The sequence below is a fragment of the Mariniradius sediminis genome, from assembly GCF_021491425.1.
Taxonomy (GTDB): domain Bacteria; phylum Bacteroidota; class Bacteroidia; order Cytophagales; family Cyclobacteriaceae; genus Mariniradius; species Mariniradius saccharolyticus.
This window is the reverse complement of sequence record NZ_JAKEVZ010000011.1, coordinates 54784-68850: the sequence shown is the minus strand read 5'-3', so window position 1 is coordinate 68850 and position 14067 is coordinate 54784. Positions and strand designations below refer to the sequence as shown.

Sequence of the window (14067 nt, the reverse complement as noted above, 5' to 3'; positions counted from 1 at the left end):
TTCCATGGAGGGTCGCTAACCCCTCACATCCGTAAAATCCTCCCATCCTCCATCTCGATGACCCGATCCGTGCCAGCAGCAAACTCCGGATCGTGGGTAACAATCAGCATGGTCTGTTTGAATTCGGCTGCCAGTTCCTTAAAAATATTGAACACGATGTCCGAGTTTTTCTTATCCAAATTCCCGGTGGGTTCGTCGCCCATGATGAGCAAGGGATCGTTCATCAGGGACCTGGCTATCGCCACCCGCTGTTTTTGGCCACCTGAAAGTTGGTTGGGTGTCTTGAGCATGTGGTCCTGCATGTCAAAGATCCGAAGTTTTTGTTCCGCCTTGTGTTCCAATGCCTGCCGCTGTTCCTTGCCAAGTTTGAGTCCGGGAATCATCACGTTTTCCAAAACCGAGAACTCATTGAGCAGGTAATGGAACTGGAAGACAAAGCCAATCTTTTGGTTCCTGACCTGTGCCAGGTGGTTGGGGCTTTTTCCGGTCAACAGCTCCCCATCCATGATCAAATCCCCCTCGTAGTCCGTATCCATGGTCGAGAGGATATACAGCAGCGTGGACTTTCCGCAGCCGGATTTGCCCATCACCGAAACGAATTCACCTTTTTGGATCTGGAAACTGACTTCTCTCAGCACCTGTGTCTTTTGGGGGCTGTAGAAGTATTTGCTGATTTGTCGGGCTTCGAGTACGATATCCTGCTTCATGGTTATTTTCCTCTTATGATGTCCACAGGATCGACCCCGCTTGCTTTCCTGGCGGGAAAATACCCGGCAAAATAGGTTGTGACGATGCTAAATATGCCTGCGATGATGTAATACTTCGGGTTGAAGTCGACCGGAAATGTCTTGATGGTGGGCAAAGCCGCTGTTTCAAAGGGAATTTGATCGATGCCCAATCCAGCCAAAAATCCAAGAATAAGACCTATCGTACCCCCTGTAACCCCTATCGTAATCGCAATCGTGATAAAGATCCTGTTGACATCCTTCCCCGAAAAACCAATTGCCTTGAGAATGGCAATTGTGTCCATCTTTTCATAAATCATCATGTTCAGGATATTGTAGATCCCGAATCCAGACACAATCAAGAGAGTGATGCCCACCGCATAGCTTATCAATGTTCGTATATTGGTACCTGTTTCGAATTGGGCGTTGACAGTTTGGATATCGTCAGCATCTATTCCAAAGATATTCCGATAATCCCTAGCCATACCCGGCGCGAGGTTGAAGTCATGGAGTTTGACTTGGATATCAGTCACGTAATTGGACGGCTCGCCGATCATCTTCTGCACTGTTCCGATAGAGGCATAGGATTGTACATTGTCCAATTCTCCCAAGCCCGATTGGTAATACCCCACCACCTTGAGTTGGACGCGGTTGCCTTGGGAAGTGGTCGCCTGGATCACATCCCCGATTTCTGCCATGATACGGTCGGCGGCACCTTTTCCGAGGATAATGCTGTTGGATACATTTTTCAGGTCAATGAAATTCCCCGTCGTGACGTAGTCCTGAAATGCAAAAAGCCGATTCTCCTCCTCCACATCGATGCCATTGATGACACCCGACACGTCGATCGTTCCGATGTTGTAAAACACCTGTGCGGATATCTTCGGAGAAACACCCAGGACCCTTTCGTCCTGCTTCAAAGTCTCCATGATTGCCGCACTGTTGTGGATACTCACGCGACTTGCGGAGGGCTTGACGGAGCGAATGATGTTGTATGAATCTGCCAGGCCTTGAAATATATCCACAGGCTGGTTTTCGGTGGGCTTCACTTCATTGTAAAAGCGGATATGCGGGGTACGGTTCAGGATCAATCCGTCAAGCAGTTGATTCAATCCGTTCATAAAACCCAACAAAGCCACAAACATGGTAATGCTGAACACCACCCCCGTCGCCGCAATCAACGTCTGCTTCAGACGGGCAAGCATCAAGGCCCGGGCAATTTCCAAGATCAGGGTAAACTTCATGGCACAGGCTTGATGATTTCGGTTTTTTCATCCAATCCTTCCAATACCTCGACCTTTTCGTAATCCATCAAGCCCAGCTTGAGGGATAAAGTGTCTCCATCCACGGTGATGATGGAGCTATCTTTTAGGAGGAATGCACGGGGGATCGTAAGTGTAGCTTCCTTGGTTTGGATCACAATATTTGCTTCCAAAGTTAAATTCGGATACAGTCTAGGGGGTGGGGTTCGGAAAACACCTTCGACCGTAAACGTCTTGCTTTTCTCATCCATAATCGGATAAATACGGCTGACTGTCGCCCGAAAGACTTGCCCACGATAACTGTCCATCGTCACTAATATTTCCTGTCCTTGGCGGACTTTGACAATGTCGAATTCATCGACTTTCATTTCCAAAAGAAATCCTTGGGCGCTGCCAACGATCGCCAAGGGCATTTGAGGCGTTACCATTTCCCCTTTTTCTTTTAAAAGAGAATACACGATCCCGTTCATTTCGCTTTTCAGCACAAGTTCACTTTCCAGCGCTTTACTGATAGCCAGATTTTTGCTGGCATTGCGTTCGTTGAATTCGATATCCCTTTTGAGATCCTGGTAGCGAAAAACACTGTTTTGATAGGATGTGCGGGCATTTTCAAAATTGAGCTTGCGCTGCTCCAATTCCACCGCAGAGCCGATTCCTTGGTTGCGCAGCGATTGCTGCCTGACATAAAGGAGCGAATCGTTGATTAATTTGTTTTTGGCCAAATCGATAGCGCGCTCGAGGTCCCTCAACTTGGATTGGTTGGCGCGCTGATCCGCATATTCCCTGCCCACTTCCGCCAACTCTCGGTTGATCCGCGTGGATTCGTTGTACAGGGACAAAATCGGCGTACCGATCGCAACCGTGTCCCCTTCCTTGACAAATATTTCCTGTACCGTCCCGCTTGCATTCACAAAGGCCTGGTATTGCCCTTCGGCTTTGATCAGACCCGAGGCATAGACGGATTCGGAGATGTTTTCACGGGTGGGAAATGTGCTTTCCGTGGAAGATTTACAGGCGGCAAGACAAAAAATACTGCAAGCGAAAATCAGCAAAATTGGTCTATTCATAGCGCATTGCTTTGGTACGGAAATTTAGGGCTTATCAAACAATTCCGACAGTCGTTTGGCGAAAATCTATATGCCCAAGAAAAAATGCCGCTATATTTTCATTTTGCTCATCATCCAGACAGCCATTTTAGGAAAATGCCGTCCGATTAAGGCCATGAAGCGTCCATGTCCAGTAAACACAAACGACTGCCTGCGCTTGGCGATCGCTCCGACCATTACTTTGGCGGCTTTGTCGGTTGGCCACATCAGGTTTTTGGGCCGGGGATCTTTAGCTTCCGGGTGCAGCACGCCGTCGTTGTCAACCCGCGCGATGTCTGAGTCCACAAATCCGGGATGGATGACGGTACAGCTCACCCCAGTTCCCTTCAGCTCGACGTGCAATGTCTGCGCAATCGATCGGACAGCCGCCTTGGAAACGCCATAGGCTCCGACTTGCGGATTGGGAACATAAGCCGCGACTGATCCGATCAGCACGAGGCGTCCTCCCGTCTGCTTCAATAAGGGTAGCGCAAACTTGGCTGTCATTGCCAATCCAACAACATTTACATCCAACTGTTTCCGCCAATTTGCCGCGCTGAGGCTTTCTATTTTACCAAATACGCCAAATCCTGCATTCGCAATGGCAACATCCAATTTCCCAAAACGGGACACGATGGCCTTGACGGTGGCGTCCAAGGCGGCCTCGTCGGTAACCTCACAGGGAAAAACCTCCCCCCTACCACCGGCGGCAATCACCGCTGTACGAACGGCCTCAAGCTGCTCGATCCTGCGACCCGAAAGCGCAAGCTTTGCACCTTGCCTGGCAAATTCTATGGCCATAAACTTGCCCAAGCCCGAAGAGGCACCGGTAATCCAAACAACTTTGTCTTGAAAAATCATGGAATGATGGGATTTGGTTGTAATTGAAAAGTACTGGAAAACGGGATCAAAAAAAAGTGATTTCCGATTCAATGCGCTTCCTGAGGTCCTCGTGGTACGACCATGATTACCGATTCCTTGTCCACCATGACCGATCCGTCCGCTGAGCCTTTCACCTTTCTCACATACTTGGCGGGTGTATAGATTACAGGAGCCAAGGAATCGTTTTTGATTTTCGAATAGTAAGCCGCCAATTCAGCCGCCCTTTCCAAGACAGTTTTGGGAAAAGACAGCCCTGATTTGAACTTGATAAGTACGTGCGACCCAGCCACGTCTTTGGCATGCAGCCACAAATCCTCCTTCCAAGCGAATCTCCGGAGCATCTCATCATTTGCCTTGGCTGATTTTCCAACCAAGACATCAAAACCCTCAACCTCAAACCGCTTGAATGGAACCTGTTCTTCCTGCTCTTGGGACTTGGGAATCAAATGGTGATTTCTGACAAAATTTTTGAGTCCACGATGGTCATTGATTTCCATGAGTTCCGCCAACATATTTCCGGTCAATGTCAAAAGTTGCTCTTTATCAGAAAGATTCTGATAAAGTTGATCAATCTCCCGCTTTCTGTTTTTGGACTTACGATAGAGCGTTTCGGCCAGTTTTTGGGGAGTTTGGCCCCGTTTGAAATTGAAATTCTCCTTCTGCTGTGTATAAAAATTGAACAGGGAAATCGTCTCGGTTTCAGGACCGATTTGGTGCAGATTGGCCATGATGACATCGGCCTTTTGGGAAGGCGAAGGCCCGTCCTCCAATTCCTCCAACCTTGCAGTGGTTTTCTCGATATAGGCTTTCGTCCGCTTGAGTTGCTCCTCGAGCTTTTTCTGGATGGCAATTTTCTCCATTTCAAAACCCTGCACCACGACCCGGTAGCGAAACAGCATATTCACAGCCTCGATAGCATCGGCGGTCTGAAATAGCGGCTTCTCCGTTGGCAGCATGCTCAGCAAATATTGATTGTCGTCATGAATAATGGAAAACCAGGGCATTTCCAGCATTTCCAACATTTGTTGCATCAAGCTCCACTTTGACTCTATACTCGCTTCAATGTAGCCTTGGGCTTTGAGCCAGTCCCGGGGAATTTTCCCAAGAGTTGGAAGAAAATGGGAAGCATTTCCCTGAAGGGCGATAAAGGCGGCGTGGTCCAAGACCAGGTTTTTTTCGAGACTTTGAGGTAGCAGGACCTTGTCATCCTTCAATTCGTTCCGGAAAATCCGGACCGGTACCTCGTCGTCCTGTCTGTAATAAATCAGATTGCTCCTTGTCCCGTGCAACTTGAACAGCAGCCGATCTCCCGACACAAACTGAATCCAAAATGCACGCTCAAAATTGACCAAATGGATTCCTTCCACCCTTTGCCCGATGAGTTCCGGAAATAGCGAAATCGTATTTTTCTTGCTCCTTTTGAAAGCATCTGCCACCGCCAAGCAGGAAATCACCGGTAGGAAATTGGCTCTCAGGTAGCACTCATTTTCACCCTGAGCCAATCCTATCACGAGTTCGTCCTTGTTTTGGGAAAAGCATTCAATCACCGACCAGCCTTTGATTTTGGATTCAAGGGCTGGACAGAAAAACTTCAAAAAATGGAAGTTGAAATGCATGTCAAATGCTGATTTTTAGGCCATCATAAGCGAGTCGGATGTTAGACGGCAGGCCGGCTTCCACTTCGGCATGCGTCCCCAACTTATGGCTGATATGCGTGAAATAGGCCATTTCGGGCCTGATTCGCTCAACCAATTCGATGGCTTCATCCAATGTAAAATGGGAAATATGGTGGTTCAATTGCAGGGCGTTAAGGACAAGGATTTTGCTTCCTTTGACTTTTTCCAGTTCCGTTTCCTCTATGTATTTGGCATCGGTGATATAGGTAAAATCACCAAACCTGAACCCCAACACCGGCAACCGGTAATGCATGACCTGGATCGGAATCACGCGAATGCCTTCCACGGAGAATGGATCGGAGCCAATTTCATGAATCTTTACGGTCGGTACGCCGGGATATTTTACTTCCTCAAATACATAGGCAAATTCCCGCTTGAGTTGCTGAATAACGGAATGGGTAGCGTAGACTGGCATATCCTTTTTTTGCAAAAAATTGTAGGACCGGATATCGTCCATTCCCGCAGTGTGATCTTTGTGCTCGTGGGTAAATATTATGGCATCCAAGGTCTTGACCTTCTCCCTCAGCATTTGCTGCCTGAAATCCGGACCCGTGTCCACGACCAGACTTTTTTCGCCAATCTCCAAATGTATAGAACTCCGAAGGCGCTTGTCCCGGTAGTCCAAGGAACTGCAAACCGGACAATCGCAGGCAATGACGGGTACGCCTTGGGAAGTGCCGGTTCCTAAAAATGTCACTTTCAAAGTTTCAGCTCGGTTTGTTGGAGTTCAATCAATAAATCTTGGATCTTCTTGTCGGAAAAATCCTTGGGCATAAAACCAAGTTCCTTGATGATATCCACAAGGGCATTGATCTTGCCTTCCAAGGTATAATATTTATTGATGATGACGATCTTGTTTTCCTTGAGGACACAATATCCCGATTTGAAATTCCCCTTCTCGTACCTCAGGATGTATTCCGAAGACGCGAAGAGGTTTTCTAGTTTGTCCAGGAAATTTTTGGTGTATTTGATCGTCATTTCCGGGAGAAATCGGCAGTTTAGGAGAGGTGCTTTTTGACCGTGGCTAGCAGCAGGTCGTAGTCCAAAGGCTTTTGGATATAATCATTCAGGCCGGCCTTCTTGAAATCATCCATGGTGTAGTTTTTGTAGTTTCCAGTGATCGCTACGATTGGTATGTTTGCTTTTTGCTTGTCTTCCAATGCCCGTACAGCTTTTGTGCATTCAATACCGTCCATGACTGGCATGTTGATATCCATCAGGATCATGTCAAAGTCTTCCACCGCCAGCCTGTCCAAGACCTGTTTTCCGTTTTTGACCGCCACGATATCGTAGTTTTCAAACATGAGTACATTCTTGGTGAGGTTGATAATTACTGAACTGTCTTCAGCGACCAATACCTTTTTGTTTCCCGTCATGGATTTAGCAATTCTGAATGTTGAATTTTTGTTTTAAAGGAATCAATCAACCAGCCCAAGTACACGGATTCCTCTGCCGTGTGCTCAAAGTTGTGGGATTTAATGTTCTTTTCAAATTTTTGGCAGTAAGTATATATCGCCATTGCCCCAAAGGTGCCCGAATTGCCTTTGATAATGTGCAGCTTATCCCCAATGGCCTCAAAATCTTTTTTCACCGCCAGTACTTTGATCTCTGCCAGTAGGGTTTCACATTCTTGGACAAATTCCTCGTAGACCTGTTTGATATTCGCAGAGGAATTATATTTCAGCAATTGCCGTACCTTATTTTGATCAAACTCATCGTCCGACAACTGTTCATCTGCTTCAAAATTTGTGGATTCAGCGTTTTTCTTTTTCAAATAAAGCTCCAGCGTCTCAAGCAACATTTTCGGTTTGATTGGCTTGGGGATGAAATCATCGAAACCCATCGAGATGAAGTAATCCCTATCCTTTTGGTTGGCAAATGCCGATACTGCAACGACCGGAGCATCAGTGAGATTCTCGGACTTGATGGCCTTCAAGGTATTGATGCCATCCAAAACGGGCATCTGTATATCCATCAGAATCAAATCAAAATGCCCATTGCGGATTTTGTCTAAGGCCACCTGTCCGTTTTCAGCAATATCAAACTGGTACATCAAGCCGATGATATGCTCAAACACCTTTCTGTTGAGGTTATTGTCATCAACGATCAGCACCTTGTTGGCTTTCATTCGTTTTTATTAATAATTTGGAAAAGTTTACTTTGCCACGAGTTGAAATCGAAAAATAAACATTTATTGGCAATTGCCGGTCCGACGGCGGTTGGAAAAACTGAAATTTGCCTCAAACTCGCCGATAATTTCCATACTGAGATCATATCATCGGATAGTCGGCAATTCTACAGGGAAATGGAAATCGGGACGGCCAAGCCCAGCCCAGAGGAATTAGCGCGCGTGCCCCACCATTTCATCAATTCACTCAGTATTTGGGATTCCTTCGATGTGAAAAGGTTCGAAAAGGAGGCCATAGAACTACTCCATGTGCTATTCAAAAACCATGACCTGGTGATCATGACTGGTGGTTCGGGTTTGTTTTTGGAGGTAATCATGCATGGAATGGATGAAATTCCTGACGTGGATCCGGCGATCCGCCAATCGCTGATTTTGTCCTTTGAGGAAAAAGGAATCGCCTATCTACAAGATGAACTCAAAAAACGCGATGCCGTCTATTTTGGATCGGTCGACCTGAACAATCCCCAACGATTGATGCGTGCACTTGAAGTTTGTATAGGAACTGGCAAACCTTACAGCGCCTTTAGACAGAAAAAAACGGCTAAACGAGAGTTTGAGACGATCTTGGTTGGGTTGGAGCGGGAAAGAGAAGTGCTTTACCAGCGAATTGACCAACGCATGGACCAAATGATCGCAGCAGGTTTGTTTGCAGAAGCAGAGGCCCTATTTCCCAATCGACACCTTAACGCCCTCCAGACATTGGGATATTCAGAGATCTTCTCTTATCTGGAAGGGGAGTATGACTATGAGGAGGCTGTGAGACTTCTGAAGAGAAACTCGAGAAGGTATGCCAAAAGGCAACTGACTTGGTTTAAGCGCTATCCCGAAATGAAATGGTTTCACCCAGACCAATATGAGGCGATTATCCAATATGTGCAGTCGAAATTGGAAGCAGATAAATCAAAGGGGGAATCCTGATTCCAGCTACTTTCCGATCGCTCTGTGTCCCATTGCTTTGGCCACAAAGCTGTAGGGTTTCTTTTTGACCAAGCGGTTATACTGATCAATGGTGACTTTCATATCCCTGTAAGGGATTTTGACTTTCGCTTCAAATTGAGCGTTATTCTTTGCATCTGCTTTGGCGTTCAGAGTACGGAAGCCTTCGTCGATCTGATCGACAACGCCCGGTGAGATCGCGGGCTCCAGGGAAAGATTGGCACCAAAGACCCTGAATCCGTCAAAAATAGCTGCTTGAAGCCTTAGGATCGCGTTTTTCTTAGCGATCATACTTTGGTGGACCGCCATAAAAAACAGGAGGATCGCTCCTCCCATCGTGAGAATAATCGGAATAAATCCCATAAATCAGATACTCAATATTTCAATCAGTTTCAAATGGTCCTCTTTGAGAGGCTTGGTCTTTCCGATGCAATCCGCAAAGGGCGTATACACGACATCGCCATTGACAACACCAGCCATGCAATTGGTCTTTCCCTCGATTAGGCCATCGACGGCCGCCTTGCCGCATCGCGACGCCAATACTCGATCCCTTGCGGTGGGGCGACCTCCTCTTTGGATATGGCCGAGTGTGGTTACTTTGAATTCCTTTTCTGGATCTTGGATTTTTTGTTTTACTTTTTCCAGTATTGTCTCGGCACCTCCCTCATCGCCGCCTTCTGCAACGACGATGATGCTTGAAGATTTGGTTTTTCGAAGGTTTTTGAGCGCTTTCACGACCTTTTTGAGGTCTGTTTGGGTTTCGGGAACCATCACAAATTCCGCTCCACCGCCGATTCCGCATTCTATTGCGATGTACCCGCTATCCCGACCCATGACTTCGACGAAGAAAATCCGGTCGTGGGCCGCGGCTGTGTCCCGAATCTTGTCGATCGCTTCCAGGGCCGTATTTACAGCCGTATCAAATCCTATGGTATAGTCAGTGCCATAAATATCATTGTCGATCGTGCCGGGGCAGCCAATCACCTGGATTCCAAACTCTTCGTGCAAAATCTTAGCTCCCGTGAACGTACCATCGCCACCAATCGCCACCAATCCCTCGATACCGAATTCCTTCAATTGGTCAAAGGCCTTTTGTCTTCCTTCTTTGGTCCGAAATTCCTCGGAACGGGCTGTTTTCAGAATCGTCCCGCCCCTCTGGATAATGTTGCTCACAGAGTGTGACTGCATCTTTTTGATACTACCTTTGATCATCCCATCATATCCATGGGAAATTCCGTACACTTCCAGTCCTCTAAAAATCGCCGTTCTGACGACAGCTCTGATACAGGCGTTCATACCCGGGGCATCACCGCCAGAAGTAAAAACAGCTATTTTTTTCATGTTTAATAGGTCGTTGAGCTGCAAAAATAGGCAATAATGGATGCTTTTGTTAGGCCGCCGCAAAGTTTTCGGGATCTAAATTTGACCCTCAAGCTAAACCAAAAACCAATAGACCCTAATCTGAATCAAAAAGGATGAAAAAAAACGAAGCAAAAAATATAAAAACTAACGACAAGTGCCCCAAATCTTTGGAGCTACTTGTCGTTACTTTACCGAATATCAGGGTGTCGATACTTTTTCGCCGAGCAAAAGAATATCATCCACCTGTACCTCGGTGATGTATTTCTTGTTTCCATCCTTGTCATCGTACGAGCGGTTGGCAAGCTTTCCTGAGACCATGATTTCGCTTCCTTTGTCCGTGTATTTCTCGATGATTTCGGCGGCAGGTCCCCAGGCCACCAAACTGTGCCAGGTGGTTTCCTCTACCTTTTCCCCTTTGGCATTCTTGTACACTTCCTTTGTAGCAAGTTTGAAGGAAGCTTTTACTTTTCCACTTTCAAAATGGTTGACGTCCGCCTTGGCGCCCAATCTCCCGATTAGCTGCACCTGATTTCTCATTCTGTTCATAATTTCAATGGTTTGGTTGATTTTTCTTTCGGAGGTTTCAGAAATCCGATGGACCAAAGTTGGGATAGCTGATGCCATCTAGTCGGTACTTTGTCGTTTCTAGTCGGGTTTAGTCGTTTGTGAAACGGATAATCGGCCAAGAATGAAAAAGCTGCGGAAATGGGACCGCAAGCTTAGCATTTAATGGAAAATTTTTTTACCTTTTAAGAACTATTCAAAGAAAAAATAGAATCATTTCAGGTTTACTTTGATGGGAAATTGCCGAAGATCAATTGGCTGGGAACGCGCTGTCCCCGGTTTAGAGCTCGGATTTCGCCGAAAATCAAGGTTTTTCCTTTTGCAATTGTGGGAACCTGTCGAAAAAGGGATCTTGAGGATTATTGAACACACACTTTTGACACTAAGCGCATGAAGACTTTGAGCGAACCAAACCACGGATCCGAACAGCTTTTCCAACCAAAAGAGCATTTCAAGATTGAACTCACAAGTAATCCGAGCACCGGATACATTTGGGAAGTCACGAAAATTGATCCTTCGATGCTGTTGATGGTTTATGAGGACCAAATACGCTATACAAGCGAAAAAATCGGTTTGGGGAGTTTGATGATATTTGAATTCGAGGCGCTCAAGTTGGGCGAAACCGATTTGGAACTGATTTATCGCAGAACTTGGGATCCAAATTCCGTTATGAACAGGTTTTACATAAAAATCCGGATTCAGTAATCTTGAGTTGATGCTCTCTGCGCAAGAATATTATTCCGACTAACGAGGCATTCCCACAGACGACTCTTTCAATCGGGAATTTCGAGAATCCGGAATCCAACCCCCATACCCGATCCAGCAGCCAAACCAATATCCATTTTCATTCCCAGCCGAATTTTTCTATTTTCAAGGAAATTAGACCTGAATCCTTTTTGACAAAAACCACCAATGAGAAAAAATCTACTCGTGCTGCTGCTCTACATCTTGGCTGTAGGCACTGCGAATGCGCAAGAAAAACCCCAAGACGCGCCGATTCCCGAAGCAGAAGTATTTACTTCCACGCAAACGGTCCGCATCAATGGAACGACCCACAGTCTCAAAACCCGGGCCGGCACGCTGCATTTGAAGGATGAAAACAATAATCCGATCGCATTACATGGATTTACAGCCTACTTCAAGGAAGACGGACCATCCAAGAGGCCCATTATTTTCGCGTACAATGGCGGTCCGGGCTCCTCTTCCTATTGGTTGCACATGGGCGTGATGGGTCCAAAACGTATCGTGGTTAATGACCCTGGCTACACCAAAGCTGCCCCCTATGAGTTGGTCAACAACGACTACTCGATCTTGGATATAGCGGATGTGGTGATGATGGACCCCATCGGGACAGGATTGAGTATTCCAATTGGCAAGGCTGAGGGCAAAGATTTTTGGGGCGTAGATCAAGACATCCGAGCCACCAGTCTTTTTATCATGCAGTTTTTGAAGGAATATGATCGGCTCCAGTCCCCCAAATATATTCTGGGCGAAAGCTATGGCACATTCCGAAATGCGGGCGTAATGAGCTATTTGCTTGACAAAGGAATCGCCCTTAATGGGGTCATCATGGTCTCGGCCGTTTTTGACCTGAGGACTCTGACGTTTCCACCCAATGACGATATCCCCTATGTCGTTTATGTCCCTACCTATGCAGCCACGGCTTGGTACCACAACAAGATTGCCAACAAAAACCCAAACCTTGAGGCATTCCTTGATGAGGTGAGGAAATTTACTGAAGAGGAATATATGCCTGCCCTCTACAAGGGCACCCGGATATCCGAAGCTGAGAAAAACCAGATTGCAGAAAAACTTGTAAAATATGCCGGCTGCAGCAATGAGTTTTGGCTGCGGGCGAATCTGCGGGTTCAAGCGGGCGAATTTTTCAACGAGCTTCTGCGCGATGAAGGCATGACTGCCGGAAGGTTGGATTCGCGGTGGAAAGGCATCAATGAAAACCTCCTCAACCAGTTTGCTACGACCGACCCACAAAGTGATGCCATTTCACCAGCCTATACCACCGGCTTCCTCGATTACCTCCACAGGGATTTGGGAGTCAGTAAAAAACTGAATTACAAAACCTCTGCTTACTCTTCGCCTGGTTTCAAATGGGATTGGTCCCATCAGGGTAACCAAGGCTGGGGCACCCAAATCGCCATCAATACATCCATCGACATGGCCAACGCTATGAACAAGGATCCCAATCTCAAAGTACTCATCATGAACGGATATTATGACCTAGCGACGGTATTCTATGGCGTCGAGCATTCTATCGACCACATGGGACTCACGCCGGAAATCCGCAACAACATCATTATGACCTACTACGAAGCGGGCCACATGATGTACACCCACATGCCGTCGCTGGTCAAATTCAAGAAAGATCTGGCGGATTTTATTCAGGACACAAGCAAAAGATAGAAGGCAATAAATCTGTCTACAAAAGCCAGCGGGCGATTTCAGTTGATTACGCGATCATCTGAAATCGCCCGCTGGAATATTGAATTGAACCCTTTTGTGAACAGAAATCAGCTGTTTTTCTGAAATCGATACCGCTAACCAAGAGGATACTGATGGAAAATGAGTTTTTCTGGAATCTAACGATATCAGTTCGATTTTGGCATTAAGTCTCGGCTAGTCCTAATCCTTTGGATTTCCCATCCTTCGGGAAATACCCAAACCAAAATTGAAAAAAGTACCCTCTTCGCCTGGTAAAAACATCAATCCGAGCTCAGGCCTCAGCACCCATTGTTCAGAAAATCCAATTCCAGCGCCAAGATTGAGCGCCAAAAAGCTATCACTGAATTCAGAGCCCTCGTCCAGTGAAATTAAATATTTTGGCGAAAACGTTAGATTCATTTTCTCCAAACGAAGAATCGAAACCAAAACTGTAGGGTGGATCTGGAAAGACTGATCGCCTTCGGCAAATGCCATGACAATTGGTAGCATAAAGGCGAATCGACCATCTTCTTTGCCAAGTTTAGGTGCCAATGTCAGATTATTGAATCCTCCATCACCTATACCGAGTCCGTCAAACCAAAGCCGCTCATAGCGGGTACGGAGCTCAAACCTTTCCCCCAAGCCGAATCCAGCCTGCAAGCCAAGGCCGTTAAATGTATAAGCAGATTCACCGCCGTAAGAAGTACTTACTCCTGTGAAGTGGGTGGACGCCTCGATCTTGCCCTTTCCCAATAATCCAGCATTTTGATACTCACCAAAAATCTGGGCCTGGGCTTGATTCGACAGGAATAACAAGCCCATTGCAATCATTCCAGCAGCTGCAATCTTCCGAAAATTTTTCATAGCATTTTGTCAGAGTTTATTGTGCTGACACCGCACAATTGTAGTTAAAAATTGACGTGTTATTAGTCAAAAATACCCACATCA

General features: G+C 46.5%; 16 protein-coding genes. 3 read left to right on the top strand and 13 right to left on the bottom strand.

All coding sequences use genetic code 11. The features are described 5' to 3' along the window. Positions 1–23: 23 nt before the first annotated feature. From L0U89_RS14490 to L0U89_RS14450, 9 genes are all read right to left on the bottom strand, one after another. Positions 24–707, bottom strand: coding sequence for an ABC transporter ATP-binding protein (locus tag L0U89_RS14490; protein ID WP_008626707.1), 684 nt, complete (start codon positions 705–707; stop codon positions 24–26). Positions 708–709: 2 nt separating this feature from the next. Further along, the gene (locus L0U89_RS14485; protein WP_234862168.1) at positions 710–1969 is read right to left on the bottom strand and encodes an ABC transporter permease; all 1260 of its coding nucleotides are present in this window, start codon (positions 1967–1969) and stop codon (positions 710–712) included. Continuing rightward, a complete protein-coding gene (locus tag L0U89_RS14480) occupies positions 1966–3054 on the bottom strand; it encodes an efflux RND transporter periplasmic adaptor subunit (protein WP_234862167.1) in 1089 nt (362 codons plus the stop codon). The genes L0U89_RS14485 and L0U89_RS14480 overlap by 4 nt, the downstream gene beginning before the upstream one ends. 90 nt (positions 3055–3144) lie before the next feature. Next, complete coding sequence (locus tag L0U89_RS14475) at positions 3145–3933, bottom strand: SDR family NAD(P)-dependent oxidoreductase (RefSeq protein ID WP_234862166.1); 789 nt, start codon at positions 3931–3933, stop codon at positions 3145–3147. A 68-nt stretch (positions 3934–4001) separates the two neighbouring features. After that, positions 4002–5570, bottom strand: a complete 1569-nt coding sequence (locus tag L0U89_RS14470; protein WP_234862165.1) for an NFACT RNA binding domain-containing protein — start codon at positions 5568–5570, stop codon at positions 4002–4004. A 1-nt stretch (position 5571) separates the two neighbouring features. Beyond that, the gene (locus L0U89_RS14465; RefSeq protein ID WP_234862164.1) at positions 5572–6333 is read right to left on the bottom strand and encodes an MBL fold metallo-hydrolase; all 762 of its coding nucleotides are present in this window, start codon (positions 6331–6333) and stop codon (positions 5572–5574) included. Continuing rightward, positions 6330–6608, bottom strand: a complete 279-nt coding sequence (locus L0U89_RS14460) for a hypothetical protein (RefSeq protein ID WP_008626700.1) — start codon at positions 6606–6608, stop codon at positions 6330–6332. The genes L0U89_RS14465 and L0U89_RS14460 overlap by 4 nt, the downstream gene beginning before the upstream one ends. A 20-nt stretch (positions 6609–6628) precedes the next feature. Beyond that, positions 6629–7006 carry a response regulator gene (locus L0U89_RS14455; RefSeq protein ID WP_008626699.1) on the bottom strand — a complete coding sequence of 126 codons (378 nt, stop codon included), beginning with the start codon at positions 7004–7006 and terminating at the stop codon, positions 6629–6631. Continuing rightward, on the bottom strand, positions 7003–7758 hold the full coding sequence (locus L0U89_RS14450; RefSeq protein ID WP_234862163.1) for an Hpt domain-containing response regulator: 756 nt from the start codon (positions 7756–7758) through the stop codon (positions 7003–7005). The genes L0U89_RS14455 and L0U89_RS14450 overlap by 4 nt, the downstream gene beginning before the upstream one ends. A 42-nt stretch (positions 7759–7800) precedes the next feature. On the opposite strand from L0U89_RS14450, the gene miaA reads away from it, so the two are divergent. Next, positions 7801–8736, top strand: a complete 936-nt coding sequence (gene miaA / locus L0U89_RS14445) for a tRNA (adenosine(37)-N6)-dimethylallyltransferase MiaA (RefSeq protein ID WP_234862162.1) — start codon at positions 7801–7803, stop codon at positions 8734–8736. Positions 8737–8742: 6 nt separating this feature from the next. On the opposite strand, the gene L0U89_RS14440 is transcribed toward miaA, so the two are convergent. The 3 genes from L0U89_RS14440 to L0U89_RS14430 all read right to left on the bottom strand — a co-directional run bounded on the left by L0U89_RS14440 (position 8743) and on the right by L0U89_RS14430 (position 10662). Next, entirely contained in the window at positions 8743–9117 is a 375-nt protein-coding gene (locus L0U89_RS14440) for a hypothetical protein (protein ID WP_234862161.1), read from the bottom strand. A 3-nt stretch (positions 9118–9120) separates the two neighbouring features. Further along, positions 9121–10095 carry a 6-phosphofructokinase gene (gene pfkA, locus L0U89_RS14435; protein ID WP_234862160.1) on the bottom strand — a complete coding sequence of 325 codons (975 nt, stop codon included), beginning with the start codon at positions 10093–10095 and terminating at the stop codon, positions 9121–9123. 219 nt (positions 10096–10314) lie between these two features. Further along, complete coding sequence (locus L0U89_RS14430; protein ID WP_234862159.1) at positions 10315–10662, bottom strand: single-stranded DNA-binding protein; 348 nt, start codon at positions 10660–10662, stop codon at positions 10315–10317. Positions 10663–11070: 408 nt separating this feature from the next. Between L0U89_RS14430 and L0U89_RS14425 the strand changes: the two genes are divergently transcribed. Further along, positions 11071–11385 (top strand): protease inhibitor I42 family protein, encoded by a 315-nt coding sequence (locus L0U89_RS14425; protein WP_234862158.1) that lies wholly within the window; start codon positions 11071–11073, stop codon positions 11383–11385. Between the two features lie 207 nt (positions 11386–11592). Further along, the gene (locus tag L0U89_RS14420) at positions 11593–13101 is read left to right on the top strand and encodes a S10 family peptidase (RefSeq protein ID WP_234862157.1); all 1509 of its coding nucleotides are present in this window, start codon (positions 11593–11595) and stop codon (positions 13099–13101) included. A gap of 219 nt (positions 13102–13320) precedes the next feature. Here L0U89_RS14420 and L0U89_RS14415 read toward each other — a convergent pair whose 3' ends face one another. Continuing rightward, positions 13321–13983 (bottom strand): hypothetical protein, encoded by a 663-nt coding sequence (locus tag L0U89_RS14415; RefSeq protein WP_234862156.1) that lies wholly within the window; start codon positions 13981–13983, stop codon positions 13321–13323. Positions 13984–14067 lie beyond the last annotated feature (84 nt).